Source organism: Neobacillus sp. KR4-4, assembly GCF_042136325.1.
Classification (GTDB): Bacteria; Bacillota; Bacilli; order Bacillales; family Cytobacillaceae; genus Neobacillus.
Genome location: NZ_JBHHJU010000030.1, coordinates 25,236 through 45,868, shown reverse-complemented (window position 1 = coordinate 45,868; position 20,633 = coordinate 25,236). Strand labels below are relative to the sequence as shown.

Sequence of the window (20,633 nt, the reverse complement as noted above, 5' to 3'; positions counted from 1 at the left end):
CGAACTATTTAATACGTTCTTTTTCAAGAACAGATGAAAGGTAGTCTAATAACTGAGTCCTTAAATCATCACGCTGTAATGCAAAATCAATACTTGTTTGAATAAAGCCCATTTTTTCACCTACATCGTAGCGAACACCCTCAAAATCATAGGCAAATACTGCTTCATATCGGTTTAAAGTAGAAATGGCATCTGTAAGTTGTATCTCCCCACCAGCACCAGGATGTTGTCTACTTAATATTTCAAATATCTTTGGACTAAGAATATATCGGCCAAGAATAGCGAGATTTGATGGAGCTTCATCTTGTTTAGGTTTTTCTATTAAGTTATTTACACTGTAAATCCGATTGTGAATATTCATTCCATCCACCATTCCATATCTAGATACTTCATTATCATGAACTGTTTGAACTCCAAGAATGGATGCATTATATCTTTCATATTGGTCAATTAACTGTTTTAAACAAGGTGTTTGAGCTTGAACAATATCATCTCCAAGCAGTACAGCAAATGGTTCATCGCCGATAAATTTTCGCGCACACCAAATCGCATGACCTAATCCTTTTGGTTCTTTTTGACGTATATAATGAATATCTACCATTTTCGAAGACTTTTGCACTTCATTTAATAACTCAATCTTTCCTTTTTCCAACAAGTTTTGTTCTAATTCGAATGAGTTATCAAAATGGTCTTCAATTGCTCTTTTCCCTTTACCAGTTACGATAATAATGTCTTCAATCCCTGATTCAACGGCTTCTTCTACTATATATTGAATAGTTGGCTTATCAACGATAGGCAGCATTTCTTTTGGCATTGCTTTTGTCGCTGGAAGAAATCTTGTTCCAAGTCCAGCTGCTGGTATAATCGCCTTTCTAACTTTCATTTTATTAACTCCTTTAAACTGAGACTGATAATTTTGATTTTGGCTTTACTTTATAATTCGCAAGATCAATTAGCCTTTCCCTAATTTCGTCTTTATTTAGGCTAGAGTATGTTAGAACAATTTCCTCTATTTCTTGAATTAATAGGTCAGACGTTTTTCCAATATAAATCTTAGGATAAATTTGCTGCTCATGAACCTCATCTTCTTTTAGTAATTCTTCAAATAGCTTTTCTCCTGGTCTTATTCCTGAAAATTCAATGCCAATTTCCTCTATAGTATTACCTGAAAGTTTAATGAGGTTTTTAGCTAAATCAACAATTTTCACAGGGTCTCCCATGTCTAATATGAAAATTTCTCCTCCACTTGCTAAGGCCCCTGCTTGCAGTACTAACCTTGATGCTTCTGGGATCGTCATGAAGTAACGAACCATTTCAGGGTGAGTAACTGTCACAGGACCGCCTTTTTCAATTTGCTTTTTAAATAGCGGAATCACACTGCCTCTGCTTCCTAATACATTACCAAAACGAACGGCAACAAATTTGGTATTACTTTCATTGTCCATATGTTGGATAATCATTTCGGCAAGCTTTTTTGCTGCTCCCATTACACTGGTTGGATTCACAGCTTTATCTGTTGAGATCATTACGAAGGTCTTCACTCCAGTCCAGCTGGCAGCATTTGCAACATTCATAGTCCCAATGATGTTATTCTTGATAGCCTCTTCCGGGTTAGCCTCCATTAAAGGTACATGCTTATGAGCCGCCGCATGATAAACAATATCAGGTTGGTATGTACTCATAACCGACATCAATTTCTTCTCATCCTGTATATCCGCAATCACTGGAATAAATTCAATTTCAGTATGTTTATTCGCTTCTTTTAATTCTATTTCTATCGAATATATACTATTTTCACCATGTCCTAATAAAATAAGTTTCTTTGGATTAAAAATCGATATTTGCCTGCAAATTTCCGATCCAATCGACCCTCCTGCACCAGTAACTAAAACGACCTTATTCGTGATATTATCTGAAATACTATTCAAATCTAGTTCAACTGGTTCTCTTCCAAGTAAATCCTCTACCTGCACATCACGAAATTGACTTACTGACACTTTCCCTGTCATTAAGTCTTCCAGCATAGGTAAAATTTGTGTTTTAGCATTGGTTTTGGCACATTCCAGAAAAATAGTATTCAACTCTTTTTTACAAAGTGATGGAATGGCAATCACTATATTTTCAATATCATTTTTCGAAACTACCTTCTCGATTTTGGTGATGCCGCCAACCACGGGGATTCCTAAAATATCAAGCTTATGCTTTTTTACATCATCATCGATAAATGCAACTGGTAATAAATCTGCCTCATTATTTTTCAATAATTGCCTTGCAACCATGGTTCCTGCAGATCCGGCTCCTACGATGAGCGTTCGTTTTTTATTAACGATTCTATTAAGCTGTGAATCCCTTAGCATTCGCCAACAGAAACGTGAACCTCCAATGAAAGACATATTCAGTAACCACGTTACTGCCAAAAGCCGGACAAAAATTTCCTGAACAATTATTTGTTGGACAACCGCTGCAACAAAGATTGAAATTGACACTATTTTTAAAATGCTTAACAATTCTCCCACACTGGCATATTCCCAAGCTTTTTTATACAAATGAAACTTAAATGACAGCGAATAATGACTTAATAAAATGACAATTGAACTTAACACAATATGAAAGTTAATAACCTGGATGGTTCCATCCACTAAAAAACAACTACCAAAAATAGCCGTTAAAACGATACATGAATCAACAAAGATAAAGAAAGACATTCGTTGTCGATAAGTCATAATTTTTCTCCTTTCCAAATTTAATTGACTCTACGATGTCTTTGCTTGATCGCATTATCTATTAGTCTCTTAATATCTTCTAGTTGATCTTTGGTTGCCTCTTGCTTGATATACCTAACTGCTTTTTTAATTGATTTGGGGAAGCGATCAATATTCATGTCATAACTCCTTCAATTTAAAATGGTTAAGTAAATGTACTTTGTTCAAAAGAACACATACTTAACCATTTTATTTAATGTGAGGCATCTAACCCCTCCTCACATCATACTATCGACGACTAGCGTCTAAGGTTCGCTGACCCACAGTATGACCGAGTGCCTCCATTGATATTGGAAAGGAGACATCTCCATATTTCGCTCAACGATAAAAAATACAATTTGTTTCTAATAACGAACAATAACATTAAAAAAATTTCTAATTTAATAGGACTATTGATTTAAAATTGCTCCTACAACCTTTGCTTTGGCATACTTAAGTACTTTTTTTGCTTCGGCCGCTTTTTCTAATTTCGTTTTACCATTTTGAATTACTAGTATGACTCCATCACATTGGTTTGCCAGTAGCTTAGTATCTGTAACCTCTAGGACTGAATTAGAATCTATTATAATAACGTCATAATTTTGTTCTGCTTTTTTAAGGAGATCCTGCATCATCTGTGAACTGATTAATTCAACTGGATTAAATGGAACCACTCCGCTTGATAGGAGATCTAGCCTCCAAACTTCAGTATGATGAACAGCCTCAGAAAAGGATAATCTTCCTGTCAGAACATCCGTTAATCCCTCCGCATTGGCTGTTTTGAAGAAGGAATGTAAAGCCGGTCGTCTTAAATTAGCATCTATTAAGAGAACTTTTTTCTTCTGCTGTGCCATTGAGACAGCAAGGTTAGTTGCAACCATAGATTTCCCTTCTCCATCACTGGATGAAGTAATTAAAAAAGTTCTACTTTGCTGCTCGGACATCATAAACTTAATATTAGTATGAATCATTCTGAACTGTTCAGATATTATTGATTCGGGATGAGAGTATGTTATGATCGTTTTTTTCTGTATTGATGACTTTCTTCTAAATTTATTAAAGATCAATATTCTCACTCCTAGGTTCAAGTTCAAACTTCATACTTTTTGTTTTTTTCTTTACCATTCTTTTGTTTACTTTTGGGATTCTCCCTAATACAGGAAGACCAAGTAAAGATTCGATATCGTCTTCTTTTCTTATTTTGTCATCTAAAGACTCAAATAAAAATGCTATCCCGATGCCAATTGCTAAACCACCAATAATTAAAAATAGGATTTTATTATTATTTTTAGGATTAATAGATATTGTATTAACTTTAGCATTTGATAATAAGCGAATATAATCTTTACCAACTATTTTCGGTACCTCATCCCTGAAAATTTGAGCAGTCGTATCAGCTATTTTTGCTGCCTGACTTGGATCAGGATCTACCACACTAATACTCACTACCTGAGACGATTCAACGCTCGCAACAGTAATTTGTCCTGCTAGGGCTTCCGCAGATCTCGTTAGCCCTAGTTCTTTTACAACCTTTTCCAAAATAATCGAGTCTTTAACAATAACCTGTAGGGTTTTCCTTGATTCTTCATCTGCCCCGATGATAATTCTTGAAGAGGACATATACATTGGAGTTACGGAGGTATTATTTAATAGCACTCCCACTATTCCAGCTAAAACTGAAACCATTGCAATGATCCAAAAACGCCTTTTTATAACTACAAATAACTCTTTTAAATTAATTTCCTTTGCTTTTTTTCTGTCACCATTACTTTCATTTAAGCTATTCATTAAACCACCTTTTTTGTAGGACATGTTAATCGCGTTCTGAATATAGAACAGTAACACAAAAAAATATTTAATAACTCTTTACTTCATTAAATTAATATAAAAAAATCTAAATAATAACTCTATAGTCATTATTTTAGTTCTTTATTAAGAACATGTCAATTATAAATTTAATGGTAATCAATAACTTTGAAACGTATTAAGATGCCTAAATTAGCATCAAATACTTACTCCCATTTGTTTTTTTAGTAGGCTTCTAAACATTCCTCTTTTTTCATTTGCTAGTTGGTTAAATTGTCCTTGTTGTATGATTTCTCCTTGTTCTAATACAATTACCTGATCAGCATTTCTTATGGTTGAAAGTCGATGGGCGATGACTATAACAGTCATTGTTCCTTTGAGTCTATCTAGAGCCTCTTGTATCTTAGACTCGTTTTCAGTGTCTAAGGCACTTGTTGCCTCATCTAATACAAGAATAGATGGTTTACGTAATATGGCCCGAGCTAGAACTAACCTTTGTCGTTCTCCTCCCGAAATCCTTATCCCTCGATCACCGATGAGCGTATCAAGTCCATGAGGTAGATTTCTTACAAAATCAGCCGCTGCTGAGAATTCTAGTGCCTCCCAAATTTTTTCTTCACTTGTATTCTGATCAATAATCAATAAATTTTCTCGTATTGTAGCATTAAACAGAAAGGGATCCTGTGGTACATAGCTGATTGATTTCCTGAAGGAAAGTAAATTAGCACAAGTGAGAGCATTCCCATCGATTAAAACTTCGCCAGTCTCAGGGCGATTTAACCCCATAATTAGATCTATTAATGTACTCTTACCAGCACCTGACCTGCCTACAATCGCTGTCATTCTATTTACAGGTACTTGGAAATTAATATTTTGTAATGCATAGTTAGGCTCACTCTGATTATACCGAAAATTAACATTTCTGCACTCTAACCCTGTATTAATAAGAATTGGTTTTACATGATAAAAGTCTCCTACATCTAGTTCTTTTGCATCCTTAGATTGCTTTTGTAAATCTATCAATGCCTTAAAGGCAGGTGAGATTGATCCTAGTTGTTCTAAATTAGATTGAATTCCACTAAACCGTGGCCATAATCTTGAAAAAATCATAATTATTAAGATTAGCTCTGCTGGTTGAGCTTGTAACATTTTTATAGAAAAGAACATAAATATTGCTATAAGGAATGCTGAAACTACCTTATATGTAAATTGTGAAATGGTATTCAATTCAATTAACTTTACGATATTATGTTCCATTCTTTTACTAATGCTTCGGAACCACAATAAATGAGACTCCTCAAGCATATTACTTTTAATGTCCTTTATGCCATTAAATTGATCTGTAATACCTGCTAAAAACATTTGGGATATTTCGTAAGTTTCATTACCCAATGAATTTGATTTTTTTATAAATTTTTTAGTAAAAAGGAAAATTGCTACACCGAAGAACAGGACAAATATAGTCAATTTGGTTGATAACCAAAGGGCAATCCCTAACTGTATCAAGGTAAATACCAGTGAAGTTAAAAGCTGTAAGAACAAATTTGTTCCACCACTTACACGTGTAATTTCTGCCGTCATTAAATTGATAATATCAGATTTTCTTTTGTTCAAAAAAAATGTCCAATTTGATTGTAATAAAGATTTATAGGTTTCCTCACGTAAATAACGAATAAAGCCTTGTTGAATTTTAACATTTAAGACCGTTTGTTTTCTCTCTAAATAACTTTGAGTCAATATTATTAGGAAATAAAACACAAGTATTAAGGACAAACTTAATATTTTAGGGAAATTGTGAAGTACAGAAGATATCCAGGATAGTATTTCAGTAGACTGGGAGTTGACATCTAATACCCCTGTGAGATTTATCAAAGGGATTAGCATTAAAATTCCTACACCCTCAAATAAACTTATCAAGACCATGCCTGCTAGATTGATATAAAGAATTCGTCCAGAAAAAGAATGTATTTGTTTCGCAAAATATAGCACATGATTCATTTCCATATCCTCCTAAGATATCGCATGACTCTTTGTTTTCCTCCAAGCCCATAAAAAAGGCCGCAAAGGAAAATATAAAAAGTGAAGGTATTTGGGTAATGGTAGAGTCTCAGCATCCTCAGGGTAAGGATATAAAAAACTAATAAAAAAGAAAACCCTTTGCTGCCTTGACATTAAGAAAGTTAAATGACGTTTATGATACTTGGAAATATCCTCTGGAACAGGGTCAGTGTGTAAATTAACCATCTTTTCCAAATAAAATATTGCTGCCTGGGCTAACATTTTTGGTTGTTTCCCTTTTATTAAGGGTTTCATTTCATTTGTAATTGAAATGCTTAATAGTTGGGAACACAAAACAATTGCCTGACCGGCTACGTTAAGGAACTGATGCTTTTTCAATAATTTTGCTAAACTTACCCAGTTTATATTTTGTTTAACAAGTTGCTTTATATCAATTAACCAACGTAGGCGTGACCAACCATGTCGTGCACCATGGGAAACTAGAAATAAAAATAAATCCTCTCTTCCTAAATAATAGACAGGATAACTTGTTAATGAACTTACTCTTTTTCGTTTCCATAATTCTATAAAGGACGGTTCTTTTCCCGGGCCAGGATTTAGTCTCCAATGGATTTCTAATTTGATGTTCTTTTGAGGATGAAAATATGTTACATGATGATGCCTCCATGTCCAATCATTTAATACCGTTTGGATATAATCATCTTTTTCATATCCTAACTGAGGTAAAAGTTCCTCTATCTTAGCTAAATCATCTATTGGTATCAGAACATCCAAGTCACCTGAAGTCCGTTTGGAAACATCACCGTAAAGATCTTCTCCTAGGATGGGGCCTTTTAAAACTAGTAGTTTTATCTGATTGTCATTAAATATTTTACATATCTCCACCATTACACTGCTAAGATGTAGCATTTGTAATGTATTCTTTTTATATGTTAGATTTAAAATTTGTATGACATTTTGGGGAATTAAATTTACTTCAAATTTTTTTAATTTCAAAGATAGAATCGGATATACCCGATGATGTAAAGCAAATTCAAGAAATAGCTTCCAATCAATATCTTTAAACCAGTCGCTTGAGTTAGCCTGAAATCTCTCAACATCTTCTATCTTTATTATTTCTAGAATTAATTTTAATTCTTTAGGAATTAGAGCAAGATCCAGACTGAAATTATTTTCCATGACTTTCCCCTTTATTTCTTAATTACTTTTTTTGCAAATTTACTAACAACAACAAACCGTTCCATTTCTTCAGCTCCTGTTAAATACAATGGGCCACTGCGCAGCCATGCATGAGCAATCATTTTTCCTGTTTCATCCTTGGCTGTTCCTAAATAAATCGTACATTCTATATTACGTCTTTCCAACATCTTCATCGCTGCAATTGCCTTAACGAGACACATACTTTCCCACAAAGTATACCTACTCATAATATTAACTGCTTGTGAAATTTCCTTAAGAAGTTTTCTATTTAAATCATCTATATTTAATGGTGTTTCATTCATTTGCTCACCTAAAGAAGAAGCAACTTTTGAAAATGACATGCTTTTAAGAACGCGTGCCCAGCCAAGGAAAATAAATGCCTCCACCAAAAGTAGCTTTGTTTTTGTATCAAAAAACAAAAAGAGTCTTATCTTTTTAAATATTTTCATTTGAAAGTTCCCTGCTTATTTATAAATTATAGGTTATTAGATTAATTGTCTGACATTTCAATTAAACCCTCTTCAACTAAAAGGTCTAAAAATGAAATGACTTGTTCTTCACACTCGGTCTGGACAACATTATATTTTGACTTTAATAGTGAAATTAATTGATTAACAGGAATCTTCTCTTCAATTAAATCCCAAATCTCTCCACCAATTTCTCCTAAATTGTAGTACTTTCCATTTTCAACACTTAACATCACTTTTTCTCCACCCATATCACTAACGATATTTCCTCTAACTTGAACAACAAATTTATTTAATGAAATTCCTTTATTTTTAATCATTACTTAATCTCCTTTATTTACTGTATTTAATATTATCGATACTAATTGAGTTGCACTAAATCCATAAATAGGCCGTTGCAATTGATATATATCTATTTTATTAAGGATTCCTGCAGATGTATGGAAATGCCAGTCCATTAACCCTAGATCTCTAAGTAGGAAGTTTCGGAATGTATGAGTAAATAGTGTAGAAAATCTTTCGAGATTTTCAATTTTACGAAGTTTAATATCTTTATTTTCAGATATAACTAATTCAAAGATACCTGCAAGTGGTAGTTGGGTTGAAACGTATCTAGAGGTAACTGGAACGCTGTATTTCGTTTCTCTACCAAAAATCGAGCGAAAATTATTTGCTTCCATTCCAAAGTTATTTAGACTATCCTGCCATAGCTTTTGCTGTGGATAAGATGGAGTAACGATGGGAAAGCCATCTTTTGAAAATGATACAGCAATAATATCATCACTTAAAATTTTAAAACCCTCGCTTAAGAATGCGGAGGCCAGTGTAGATTTACCCGCACCTGAATCTCCAATAAAAGCATATGCCTTGCCATTAATGGCTATTGAACTGCCGTGTAACGGTACTATTTTTCTTTGCATTAAAATCGAACACATACAAGTGCCGAGTATAAGAAGTCGAATTTGATCCTCATCAGCGTCTTTCATAGGTGAAACAGTTATTATTTTTCCATCTTGTATACCAAATGTTGCAATATCCGAAATTTGGAACATAACTAAATTCTCATTGACCACAAACTTATTTGGTCCATCAGATAACTCAAAATATAAGTTAGTAATATCATCAATTTTTATCTCAATATCTATCAATTCCACTTGATCACTCATCATAACTAATTCAGGAAAATAAAGATCACTTGCTACTGTTAAGCCAAAAGCTTTATAAATTAGTTTTTGTTTAACTCCTAACATTATTTCCACTCCAATATTTCATGGTATTTAAAAGCCCTTATACTCTAATTCACGTATAAGGGCTTTTACATGTAAATCAATAATTACCACAATCTACGTGGTTCCATATGTACGAAATCCATGCAGATTTGAACAATAGGTAATCTATTTCAACTCCAGATTTTACCATCTTTTGTACCAGCCGGATAATCTCTATCCAGTTGAGTATGGTTGTTAGTATTAGCCATTGTCATACTTACATCAAGCACTTCTAATACAGGTTTTTGCCAATCCTTTTTCATATTTTTTCACCTCCTTTCAAGCAAATTGATTAAGATATCGATAAAGAATTAAACTATGCATCGAAATTCTATAGTTATAATCAGTAGCAAATTCTGGCCGGGCTCCTTCTTCAACTTTTAAAATAGCAGTCTTTATCACTTCACTATTTAAGTATTCTATAATTCTATTATCTGTACTAAGTTGTCGAAGCTCATCTTTAAAGTTGTCCCAGTATGGAACCATCCGATGAACCCAATCTGCCCCCTGTACACCTCGTATACTTTGATTTAGCCTAACATTATCAGGTAAATAATTCTCTGTGGAATTTCTGACAAGAGCTCGATCTAAACCATTCTGAACAAATTGTTCCTCTGGTACGGATAAACAAAAACGGACTACTCTTAAATCATTAGTGGGATCCCGTTCCTGTACTGCATAACGTAAAGATAATTTAGCAGATAGTGTATTAGTCGAATTCCAATGAAAAACATCTCCAAAGTGTCTAACTCTTTGTTCGTACACATTTTTTGTGGAGAACCATCCTGTTTGATCAATACCATAGTCTTTAAGTATTTTATAAACGTTCGTTCGGAGTGCAAACACTTTGTTTATTATTTGGGGTTCTGTATTTATTGTCTCTTCTGGAAAGACTCGATCAATAATCGGAAAAGCTATTCTGGTTAACTCAGGAAGCCTTCTTAACCTTGGTCCTCCCGTTTTTTTACTATATTGGTTTAGTTCATGGATAAGACGAATCCACTTCATTTTCTTTAAAAGGCTAGCGTAATATTCTAAGGCAGGTCCCCAAGATATGCTTAAGTTACCTCTCCCTCCAATTAACAATACTCCTATCCCTTCCTCTTGGGCCTTCTCATACATTCCTTTTCTCCAAAATGAATTATGAAAGAATTTATATGGCATCTCTAAAATATCTATAAAGTCATCGATATCAGAATAAGAATTTTTGCCTTCAAAATCTAAATAGTGATCCTTGATTCCACCTACGTAATTTACGGTTGACTGAATTAATGGTCTTTCGTCAGGCATTAAATACTTATGTGTATAATCTATAAAATCCTTGGCTGGGATATAACTGAAAGTATGTATTAGCTTTTCCCTTCCTAAAATTTTTTTAGCAAAGCTAACAACCGAACCAGAATCTAACCCTCCACTCAATTGTGATCCAACCCCAAGGTAAGTTCGCAAACATGATTTTACAGCTTTTTGAAATACCTCTTGAAAAGCTTCTATATACTCTCCGTTTGACTTTAGTTTTAGTGGTTCACTCAATGTTAATTTACAATATCTTTTAATATTTATCTTATCTCCAACTATAGTAATGCAATGTGAGGGAGGTAATTGTTCTATTTCTTTATATGGGGTAAGAGATGTATCTACTTCACCTACAGGTCCGGATATGGCCAGAAATTGTGCGAGCCATTGTTCGTTCATTACCTTTTCAATAAAAGGTAATGAACATAAAGGGTGTATGACAGTACAAAATGCAAATTTTTGTCGATTGCGTAAAAAGTATAGGGTTCGAACTCCAGAGAAATCCCTCGCCCCAAAAAGTTTTCGTTTCCTCTCATCCCAAATCATAAATGCAAAATCACCTACTAAATATTTCGGAGACTCTTCTCCCCATTTATGATAAGAAAGTAAGATTAGTTCACTATCAGTAATATCTTTTCTTTTCCTTTTATCAACTTGTAATCTCTCAAACAATTCATCTCGATTATCAATAATCGCATCAGCCGTAATAGCTAGCTTCCTCAGGTGATCATAATAAGGAAGTTTCTCACCTACAGACTCCGGTGTAATCCATTGAGCATGGCAACCAAGGAAGACTTTGTCGCTATGCCAAGTTTGAATATCATCCGCCGGATATTTTTCTAATTCTTTCATCATCCGGTTTCCGTGCTCTAGATTGATTGGTTCATCGTTTAAATGATATATTCCGGCTATAGCGCTCATCTTTACCTCCTGCCATACATTTCAACAGTATTACAATCTTTTAATCAAAATATTAGTTCACTAAATAGAACGTCGATCTCATAGTAAACTAAAAGAAATTTCCTTTAATTAAATTTCCCGAAAGTATGGTATAATTTTATCAACTTTATGTATCTCGACTAATAAATTAACACTACATAATACCTATATTAGTTCTTTATTAAGAACATTTTATAAACTTATCATAAATCCATAAACTAACTCTGTCAACAAGTTTTCTTTTAACTATTTATATATTTTTTCATAAAGAATTTCCTTCTAGTTTCCTCATTAATATGATTTACTTTAAAAACAAATTGACATAACAAGAATTTTGTAGTAAATTTTATAAATAATCTAAATAATTGTTTTCTTATCAAGAGAGGTTGAGGGAAGGGCCCTGTGACACCTCAGCAACCTTCAATGTTTATTCTCATTGAAAAGGTGCTAAGTCCTGCAAATTTATTAATTTGCTAGATAAGAAGAATGACAGTGCGTTGTGCATACAAAAGTCTTCTTCTTATAAGAAGACTTTTTTTATTTATCAAAAAGCTTTATTACTCAATCGCGTTAATGTGAAAAATTATATTCATTTTTTATTACTAAGGAGTGTCCATCATGTACAAAATCGATACGAAACTTGCCCAAATAGGTAACCGAAGTGAAACAACTACTGGAACGGTTAACCCACCTGTATACTTTTCAACGGCCTTCCGCCATGAGGGTATTGGCCAATCAACTGGCTTTGACTATACGCGAACAGGAAATCCAACACGCCAGCTCCTTGAGAAAACAATTGCTGATTTAGAGAATGCGGATCAAGGATATGCATGCAGTTCTGGTATGGCTGCCATTCAACTGATCCTTGCATTATTTGAATCTGGTGATGAATGGATTGTCAGTGAAGATTTATATGGAGGTACCTACCGCCTATTAGAACAGGGATATAAAAAATGGGGCTTAACGACTCAATATGTGAATACCTGTTGTCCGGACGAGATTGAAAAGAAAATTACCCCGCAAACAAAAGCTATTTTCTTAGAAACACCAACTAATCCGCTCATGCAGGAATCTGATATTGCGGCCGTTTCAAAAATTGCAAAGCAGCACGGATTATTATTAATCGTGGATAACACTTTCTATACTCCACTCCTGCAGCAGCCGATTACACTTGGTGCGGATATTGTTATCCACAGTGCAACGAAATACTTAGGTGGACATAATGACGTCCTTGCCGGCCTTGTTGTTGCAACTGGGAAAGAACTTTGTGAAGCATTGGCCTTCCACCATAACGGTGCTGGAGCGGTACTAAGTCCCTTTGATTCTTGGTTATTAATGCGCGGAATGAAAACATTGTCCCTTCGGTTGGAACGACATGAAAAAAATGCAAAAAACATCGTCGAATTTCTTTCGGAGCATGATGCGGTAACAGATGTCCTTTACCCTGGCCGAGGTGGAATGGTTTCCTTTAGGATCAAAGACGAAACTTGGGTTAATCCATTTTTACAAGGTTTAAAGCTTATTAGTTTTGCGGAAAGTTTAGGTGGGACAGAAAGCTTTATTACCTATCCGGCAACACAAACACATGCGGATATTCCAGAAGAAGTTCGAATTCAAGCAGGCGTTTGTAATCGGTTATTACGTTTTTCTGTAGGACTTGAGGATTCACAGGACATAATAGAAGATTTAGAAAAAGCATTTATCCATGTTCAAGAAGGAGTGATTGCCTAATGTCACACGATCAATATACCTTTGAAACCAGACTCCTTCATAATAAGCACAAAATTGATCCAGTAACTGGAGCGGTTAGTGTACCGATCCAACATGCATCAACCTTCCACCAATCGGACTTCGATCAGTTTGGCAAGTATGATTATGGCCGCAGTTTAAATCCGACAAGAGAAGCACTTGAAGATGTGATTGCAGAACTCGAAGGTGGAATTAAAGGATTTGCCTTTTCATCTGGGATGGCGGCCATTTCAACAGCATTCCTCTTGCTTTCTGCAGGTGATCATATTGTTATCACAGAGGATGTGTATGGTGGGACATTTCGGATGGTCACGCAAGTTCTCACCCGACTCGGAATTGACCATACCTTTGTTGATATGACAAATTTAGAGGAAGTAAAAGAAGCTATTCAGCCGAATACAAAAGCGTTTTATGTAGAAACACCATCAAATCCATTAATGAAAGTAACTGACATACGAGCAATAAGCAACCTTGCAAAGGAGACGGGTGCATTAACATTCGTTGATAACACGTTCCTTACCCCTTCACATCAAAAACCATTAGAGCTAGGTGCCGATGTTGTCCTGCACAGCGCGACGAAATTTTTATCTGGCCATAGTGATGTTGTTGCTGGCCTTGCCGTCGTCAATGACGCAGACCTGGCGAAAAGATTAGGCTTTTTACAGAATGGATTTGGGGCCATCTTAGGCGTTCAAGATGCATGGCTAGTATTAAGAGGAATCAAGACACTGCACGTACGCTTGGAACAATCTCAAAATTCAGCTATCAGACTAGCAGAGTTTTTAAATGCACACCCGCTTGTTGATAAGGTCCATTATCCGGGACTTGAAAGTCACCCGCAATATCACATTCAGAAGAATCAAGCCGCTGGACCTGGAGCAGTCCTATCTTTTGAATTGGCAAATGAAGATGCACTTCGAACCTTTTTAGCAAACGTGGAAATACCTGTTTTTGCTGTCAGTCTTGGAGCGGTAGAATCTATTCTTTCTTATCCGGCAAAAATGTCCCATGCTGCGATGCCTCAAGAAGATCGAGAAAAGCGCGGGATTACCAATAGTCTTGTTCGTTTATCGGTTGGACTAGAAAATCCTGATGATTTGATAAAGGATTTTTCACAGGCTCTAGAACATGTTCGTAAGAATCAGTTGGTATTACAACAAGGAGAATCATCATGAGCTTTTTAGAAAAATTAAAAAATCAAATCTTAATCGCCGATGGCGCCATGGGAACTCTATTGTATTCCTACGGTAAGGATAGTTGTTTGGAGGAATTGAATCTTTCCCAGTCAGACCACATTCAATCCATCCATAAAGCCTATATTGATGCCGGAGCTGATGTGATTCAAACCAACACCTATGCAGCAAACTACCTTAAGCTGCAAAGGTACGGTTTAGAGGATTCCGTCAAGGAAATTAACAGTGCTGCTGTCCAATTGGCAAAACAGGCTGCTTCCAAGTCCAATACGTTCGTTCTTGGAACGATTGGCGGCAACCGCGGAGTCAAACCAGATTCAGTTTCGATTGAAGAATTAAAACGAAGTTTCCGTGAACAATTGTATTGTCTTCTTCTAGAAGGAGTAGATGGCCTATTGCTCGAAACCTATTATAATCTGGAAGAGCTTGAGACAATCCTAACCATTGCTAGAAAGGAAACAAAACTGCCAATCATTGCCCAGGTTTCTCATCAAGAGCCGGGTTTTTTACAAGATCGGACGCCTGTCAATGACGCCCTGCAACGACTAGAGGCGCTGGGGGCAGATGTAGTCGGACTTAATTGCCGTCTTGGTCCCCATCATATGTTATTAGCCTTGGAGCAGATCGAACTACCTAAACACGCCTTCTTATCTGCCTATCCAAACGCTAGTCTCCCTGCCTATACAGATGGTAAATTTCATTACGAGGGAGATGCCGATTATTTTCGAAATTCAGCACGGGCTTTCCGCAGCCAAGGCGTCAGGTTGCTCGGAGGCTGCTGCGGTACAACGCCAGAACATATTAAAGCCTTTGCAGCTGAATTAAAGAATAGTGTCCCGATTACTGAAAAAATAGTAAAATTAAAACCAAAGAGAATTATCGTTGATCAACTTTCTCCACAAAGGGAGTTCACTCCCCTTCATGAAATCGTGAAAGAAAGGCCATCGGTGATTGTAGAATTAGATCCTCCAAGAAAACTAGATACAACTAAGTTCTTCGAAGGAGCCAAAGCCCTAAAAGAAGCAGGGATTGATTCGATTACTTTAGCTGATAATTCTCTTGCAACGGTTCGTATATCAAACGAATCTTTAGGATATTTGGTGAAAGAAAAATTAAGAATGCGTCCGCTGATCCATATTGCTTGCCGTGACCGCAATATTATTGGCTTGCAATCCCATTTAATGGGGCTTCATACGCTTGGGATGAATGATGTATTAGCGATTACAGGTGACCCTGCAAGAGTAGGCGATTTCCCTGGTGCTTCTTCTGTTTATGATGTTTCTTCTTTTGAATTGATCCAGATGATTAAACAATTAAATGAAGGCTTATCTTTTTCTGGAAAGGATTTGGGGCAAAAGACATCTTTTAGTATTGCTGCAGCCTTTAATCCAAATGTTCGCTCTGTTGAAAAAGCAGTAAAGAGATTAGAGAAGAAGATACAGTACGGTGCTGATTATTTTATCTCCCAGCCTGTTTTTTCGGAGGAAAAATTAATCGAAGTCTATGAGCAGACCAAACATCTTGATGCACCTATTTATATAGGCCTTATGCCGCTGACAAGCAGTAAAAATGCCGAATTCCTTCATAATGAAGTGCCGGGAATCAAAATTGCTGATTCAATCCGGAACCGAATGGCAATGTTCAACGATAATCCCGAACAGGCGGCGCGTGAAGGAATTGAAATAACTAAATCACTTATCGATACTGCACTCGATTTATTTAACGGAATTTATTTGATTACCCCATTTTTACGCTATGAATTAACTGCTGAATTGGCGTTATATACTCGTCAGCGTTCAAGTGAATTGAGGAGGAGCAACTATGCCGAAAACACCATTTACTGAACAACTCAAAAAACGAATCCTCGTCATGGACGGGGCGATGGGAACAATGATCCAAGAAGCAAATCTGACAGCGGAAGACTTCGGCGGCGAGCAGTACGAGGGATGTAACGAGAACCTTGTTCTAACTGCACCCTCAGTTATTGCTAATATTCACCGTGAATATTTAGAAGCTGGGGCAGACATCATCGAGACAAATACGTTCGGAGCGACAAGCTTGGTCCTCGATGAATATGAACTTGGTTTTAAAGCTTATGAGATCAATAAAATCGCTGCATTTCTCGCTGTGAAGGAAGCATACAAAGTATCAACAGATGAGTGGCCTCGATATGTGGCTGGATCGATGGGACCGACAACAAAAACATTAAGTGTCACGGGTGGAACTACCTTTGATGCCCTGGCAGCCTCCTATGAAGAGCAAGCGATTGGCTTAATCGATGGCGGGGTTGATCTCCTTCTTTTAGAAACAAGTCAAGACATGTTGAATGTAAAAGCAGGCTATGTTGGGATTGAGCGGGCGTTCGAAAAAACGGGGAAAACACTGCCGCTGTTTATTTCGGGAACAATTGAGCCAATGGGGACAACACTTGCAGGACAATCAATTGAATCGTTTTTTATCTCCGTTGAGCATATGAAACCTGTTGCTGTTGGACTTAACTGTGCTACAGGTCCTGAGTTCATGCAGGACCATGTCCGCTCACTTGCAGATTTGGCATCAACAGCTGTAAGCTGCTATCCAAATGCTGGTTTGCCTGATGAAGAAGGACATTATCACGAAACACCTGAGACGTTAGCGAAAAAGCTGGCTGATTTTGCTGCTCATGGCTGGCTGAATATTGTTGGCGGCTGTTGTGGAACGACTCCTGCCCATATAAGAGCCATCGCAGATGCGATGAAGGAATTCCAACCGAGAGAATTTAAGCCAAATGCCGTTCATATGGTCTCAGGTATTGAACCATTTATCTATGATGACCCTACACTAAGACCAATTATGGTCGGTGAACGGACCAATGTAATCGGCTCACGCAAATTCAAACGTTTAATCACGGAGGGGAAATTTGAGGAAGCAGCAGAGATTGCCCGTGCTCAAGTCAAAGGCGGTGCGCATGTCATTGACCTCTGCCTTGCCGACCCTGACCGTGAAGAAATGGTTGATATGGAAAACTTTATTAAAGAAGTGGTAAAGAAAGTAAAGGCTCCCCTTGTTATCGATTCTACTGATGAAAAGGTTATTGAGCGGGCGCTTAAATATTCACAAGGTAAAGCCATTATCAATTCCATTAATCTCGAAGATGGCGAAGAACGCTTTGAAGCGGTAGTTCCATTAATCCATCGCTACGGTGCAGCTGTGGTTGTCGGCACCATCGATGAGGAAGGCATGGGGGTAACGGCCGAGCAAAAACTGAAGATTGCGAAACGATCCCATGATCTTCTTGTCAATAAATATCGTCTAAAACCACAGGATCTCATTTTTGACCCGCTCGTGTTTCCTGTTGGGACTGGCGATGAACAATATATCGGTTCCGCCAAGGCTACGGTTGAGGGGATCCGGTTAATTAAGGAGCATTTACCAGAGGTACAAACAATCCTTGGCATTAGTAATGTTTCCTTCGGGCTTCCTCCAGTCGGAAGAGAAGTTCTCAATTCTGTATTCCTATACCACTGCACCCAAGCAGGACTAGATTATGCGATTGTTAATACGGAAAAACTAGAGAGATTTGCTTCCATTTCTAAAGAAGAAGTTCAATTAGCAGAAGCGCTTCTTTTTGATACAACCGATGAGTCGCTGGCTACCTTTACGGAATTTTATCGCGGTAAAAAGAAAGAATCGAAATCCACTGTTCCAAATATGACTCTTGACGAGCGGCTCGCCTATTATGTGGTGGAGGGAACAAAAGAAGGATTACTGCCAGATTTAGACCTAGCCCTTGAAACCTACCCTGCCCCACTGGATATTATTAATGGGCCACTAATGGAAGGGATGAAGGAAGTCGGCCGTCTCTTTAACGATAACCAGCTCATCGTTGCCGAGGTTCTTCAGAGTGCTGAAGTCATGAAAGCTGCCGTTTCGCATTTAGAGCCTCACATGGAAAAAGGCGATGTGTCTGCTTCTAAGGGAAAAATCATTTTAGCTACTGTCAAAGGTGACGTTCATGATATTGGGAAGAACCTCGTCGATATCATTCTTAGTAATAACGGCTATGAAGTCATCGATCTTGGGATCAAGGTCAATCCAACCGATTTAGTCCAGGCGATTCAGCGTGAAAAGCCAGACATGGTTGGCTTATCTGGCTTACTGGTAAAATCCGCACAGCAAATGGTGTTAACAGCACAGGATATGAAGGAATCCGGTATTGCCATCCCTATTCTGGTTGGAGGAGCAGCCCTTTCTCGGAAGTTCACTGATTCGAAGATTGCCAAGGAGTATGATGGACTTGTTCTTTATGCCAAAGATGCGATGACCGGTCTTTCGATTGCCAATCAATTGAATTCAGAAGAGGAAGTTCAGAAATTAATGCAAGAGAAAAATGAAAAATTAGAATCTCTAGCTATTCCTAGAGAGTTTGAGCGCCCTTCCTCTGTTTCCGTTGCTGTAAAACCGAAGCCAGCGGTGTCGACCCAGGTTCCTGTTTTTACGCCAATGGATACAAAGCGGCATGTCCTTAAATCATATTCCCTTTCTCATATTGAACCATATATCAATATGCAAATGTTGATTGGTCACCATCTTGGTGTTAAAGGGAAAATTGCCAGGTTATTAGCCGAAAAAGATGAAAAAGCGGTTAAGGTGAAAGAAGTCGTTGACCAATTATTGACTGATGCGCGGGTAAACGGCTGGATTTCTCCAGCTGCTGCTTATCAATTTTTCCCTGCACAAGCGGATGGTAATAAAGTGCTAATCTTTAATCCAGAAAATCCAGACGAGGTCATTGAAACATTTGACTTCCCGCGTCAGGAATCGGCACCACATCTTTGTTTAGCTGATTTCCTTAAGTCAGTGGACAGTGGGGAGAAAGATTATGTCGGCTTCTTTACGGTTACAGCTGGCAGAGGAATCCGTGAAAAAGCGGAGCAATTTAAGCAGGATGGACGCTTTTTAGAGTCCCATGCCCTCCAAGCGCTGGCATTAGAGACGGCGGAAGGTTTTGCCGAGTTAATTCACCGTCAAATGCGCGACCGTTGGGGCTTCCCAGATCCACTTGATTTCAGCATGCAGGATCGTTTTACGGCCAAATATCAAGGTCAGCGTTTTTCATTTGGCTATCCTGCTTGTCCAGAGTTGGAGGATCAAAAGAAGCTATTTAAGTTGATTCAACCGGAGGAAATCGGCATTCAGTTAACAGAGGGCTGTATGATGGAGCCAGAAGCTTCTGTTTCAGCCATCGTATTTGCCCATCCGGAAGCACGGTATTTTAATGTATTAAGATAAGTGTAGTATAAATTCCGCAAAATCCCTGTGATTTTGCGGAATTTTTGTTTTTCCATTAATTTCAAGAATTCTGTATAAAAATAACCTAAACTTAAGGACTTTTAGACTATAACCTCATTTACAAATTAGTAAAAACATAATATAATTCTTGTTAAGGAACAGTTATGAACACTATAGAGAATAATAAAAATTGGCTAAGGGGGGTGTCTAAATTTTGAAAGGAATCATCAGTTTGATCGGTACCCTACTAATAGTTTGTACATTAATGATCCCGACTTCTGCCTATGCCTCATCAGCCACAACTCAAACTAACTCCACGGGCGGATTTTTTCTTACCATCTCATATTCTGACCTTTTTTCATTCTTCAAGAATGAAAATAAAATTAAAGATTTTCAGTATAATAGTAGTTATAGTGGAGGCCATGAGAAGGATAATTGGTGGGACAGTTTTTGTATGTGGTGGAATAGCCGTGGCCATAATAGCGGCGGGACGGACGATGAATGTAAGAATGATAAGTACAGTTGGGGCAATGATGACGGTTGTCTAGACTCCGCGGAAATTTGGAAAAGATGGTATTGCAACTAATCATTTGTTATGTACATATTTGCCGCTAGATATATAAAAATAACTTGACTATCATCCTAAATAGGAATTGATGGTTCTTTTTTGTTTCTAGAGGTATC

At 37.1% G+C, this 20,633-nt stretch carries 17 protein-coding genes and 1 riboswitch; of the genes, 5 read left to right on the top strand and 12 right to left on the bottom strand.

What is annotated here, in order from left to right:
* Positions 1 to 4 precede the first annotated feature (4 nt).
* The 12 genes from galU to ACE198_RS23305 form a co-directional block, all read right to left on the bottom strand.
* Positions 5 to 883: a UTP--glucose-1-phosphate uridylyltransferase GalU gene (galU, locus tag ACE198_RS23360; protein WP_375377221.1), complete on the bottom strand. Its 879-nt coding sequence runs from the start codon at positions 881 to 883 to the stop codon at positions 5 to 7.
* 13 nt (positions 884 to 896) lie between these two features.
* Positions 897 to 2,723 (bottom strand): polysaccharide biosynthesis protein, encoded by a 1,827-nt coding sequence (locus ACE198_RS23355; protein WP_375377220.1) that lies wholly within the window; start codon positions 2,721 to 2,723, stop codon positions 897 to 899.
* 20 nt (positions 2,724 to 2,743) lie between these two features.
* Positions 2,744 to 2,881 carry a hypothetical protein gene (locus tag ACE198_RS23350; RefSeq protein ID WP_375377219.1) on the bottom strand — a complete coding sequence of 46 codons (138 nt, stop codon included), beginning with the start codon at positions 2,879 to 2,881 and terminating at the stop codon, positions 2,744 to 2,746.
* 270 nt (positions 2,882 to 3,151) lie between these two features.
* A complete protein-coding gene (locus tag ACE198_RS23345) occupies positions 3,152 to 3,808 on the bottom strand; it encodes a CpsD/CapB family tyrosine-protein kinase (RefSeq protein ID WP_375377218.1) in 657 nt (218 codons plus the stop codon).
* A complete protein-coding gene (locus ACE198_RS23340) occupies positions 3,798 to 4,529 on the bottom strand; it encodes a YveK family protein (protein WP_375377217.1) in 732 nt (243 codons plus the stop codon). Before ACE198_RS23340 ends, ACE198_RS23345 begins: the two co-directional genes overlap by 11 nt.
* A gap of 216 nt (positions 4,530 to 4,745) precedes the next feature.
* Positions 4,746 to 6,545: an ABC transporter ATP-binding protein gene (locus tag ACE198_RS23335; protein WP_375377216.1), complete on the bottom strand. Its 1,800-nt coding sequence runs from the start codon at positions 6,543 to 6,545 to the stop codon at positions 4,746 to 4,748.
* A 12-nt stretch (positions 6,546 to 6,557) separates the two neighbouring features.
* Positions 6,558 to 7,745 (bottom strand): nucleotidyltransferase domain-containing protein, encoded by a 1,188-nt coding sequence (locus tag ACE198_RS23330; protein ID WP_375377215.1) that lies wholly within the window; start codon positions 7,743 to 7,745, stop codon positions 6,558 to 6,560.
* Positions 7,746 to 7,756: 11 nt separating this feature from the next.
* Complete coding sequence (locus ACE198_RS23325; protein ID WP_375377214.1) at positions 7,757 to 8,215, bottom strand: lasso peptide biosynthesis B2 protein; 459 nt, start codon at positions 8,213 to 8,215, stop codon at positions 7,757 to 7,759.
* 41 nt (positions 8,216 to 8,256) lie between these two features.
* On the bottom strand, positions 8,257 to 8,553 hold the full coding sequence (locus tag ACE198_RS23320; protein WP_375377213.1) for a lasso peptide biosynthesis PqqD family chaperone: 297 nt from the start codon (positions 8,551 to 8,553) through the stop codon (positions 8,257 to 8,259).
* Between the two features lie 3 nt (positions 8,554 to 8,556).
* Positions 8,557 to 9,483: an aldolase gene (locus ACE198_RS23315; protein WP_375377212.1), complete on the bottom strand. Its 927-nt coding sequence runs from the start codon at positions 9,481 to 9,483 to the stop codon at positions 8,557 to 8,559.
* A gap of 149 nt (positions 9,484 to 9,632) precedes the next feature.
* A complete protein-coding gene (locus ACE198_RS23310) occupies positions 9,633 to 9,764 on the bottom strand; it encodes a paeninodin family lasso peptide (RefSeq protein WP_375377211.1) in 132 nt (43 codons plus the stop codon).
* Positions 9,765 to 9,780: 16 nt separating this feature from the next.
* A complete protein-coding gene (locus ACE198_RS23305; protein ID WP_375377210.1) occupies positions 9,781 to 11,718 on the bottom strand; it encodes a lasso peptide isopeptide bond-forming cyclase in 1,938 nt (645 codons plus the stop codon).
* A 388-nt stretch (positions 11,719 to 12,106) separates the two neighbouring features.
* Positions 12,107 to 12,220, top strand: a riboswitch (SAM riboswitch).
* Positions 12,221 to 12,354: 134 nt separating this feature from the next.
* Between ACE198_RS23305 and ACE198_RS23300 the strand changes: the two genes are divergently transcribed.
* The 5 genes from ACE198_RS23300 to ACE198_RS23280 all read left to right on the top strand — a co-directional run bounded on the left by ACE198_RS23300 (position 12,355) and on the right by ACE198_RS23280 (position 20,497).
* Positions 12,355 to 13,467 carry a methionine biosynthesis PLP-dependent protein gene (locus tag ACE198_RS23300; RefSeq protein WP_098572806.1) on the top strand — a complete coding sequence of 371 codons (1,113 nt, stop codon included), beginning with the start codon at positions 12,355 to 12,357 and terminating at the stop codon, positions 13,465 to 13,467.
* Positions 13,467 to 14,660 carry a cystathionine beta-lyase gene (metC, locus tag ACE198_RS23295; RefSeq protein WP_375377209.1) on the top strand — a complete coding sequence of 398 codons (1,194 nt, stop codon included), beginning with the start codon at positions 13,467 to 13,469 and terminating at the stop codon, positions 14,658 to 14,660. Before ACE198_RS23300 ends, metC begins: the two co-directional genes overlap by 1 nt.
* Complete coding sequence (locus ACE198_RS23290) at positions 14,657 to 16,522, top strand: bifunctional homocysteine S-methyltransferase/methylenetetrahydrofolate reductase (RefSeq protein WP_375377208.1); 1,866 nt, start codon at positions 14,657 to 14,659, stop codon at positions 16,520 to 16,522. The genes metC and ACE198_RS23290 overlap by 4 nt, the downstream gene beginning before the upstream one ends.
* On the top strand, positions 16,500 to 19,949 hold the full coding sequence (metH, locus tag ACE198_RS23285; RefSeq protein ID WP_375377207.1) for a methionine synthase: 3,450 nt from the start codon (positions 16,500 to 16,502) through the stop codon (positions 19,947 to 19,949). The genes ACE198_RS23290 and metH overlap by 23 nt, the downstream gene beginning before the upstream one ends.
* A 422-nt stretch (positions 19,950 to 20,371) precedes the next feature.
* Complete coding sequence (locus ACE198_RS23280; RefSeq protein ID WP_257148477.1) at positions 20,372 to 20,497, top strand: hypothetical protein; 126 nt, start codon at positions 20,372 to 20,374, stop codon at positions 20,495 to 20,497.
* Positions 20,498 to 20,633: the final 136 nt, after the last annotated feature.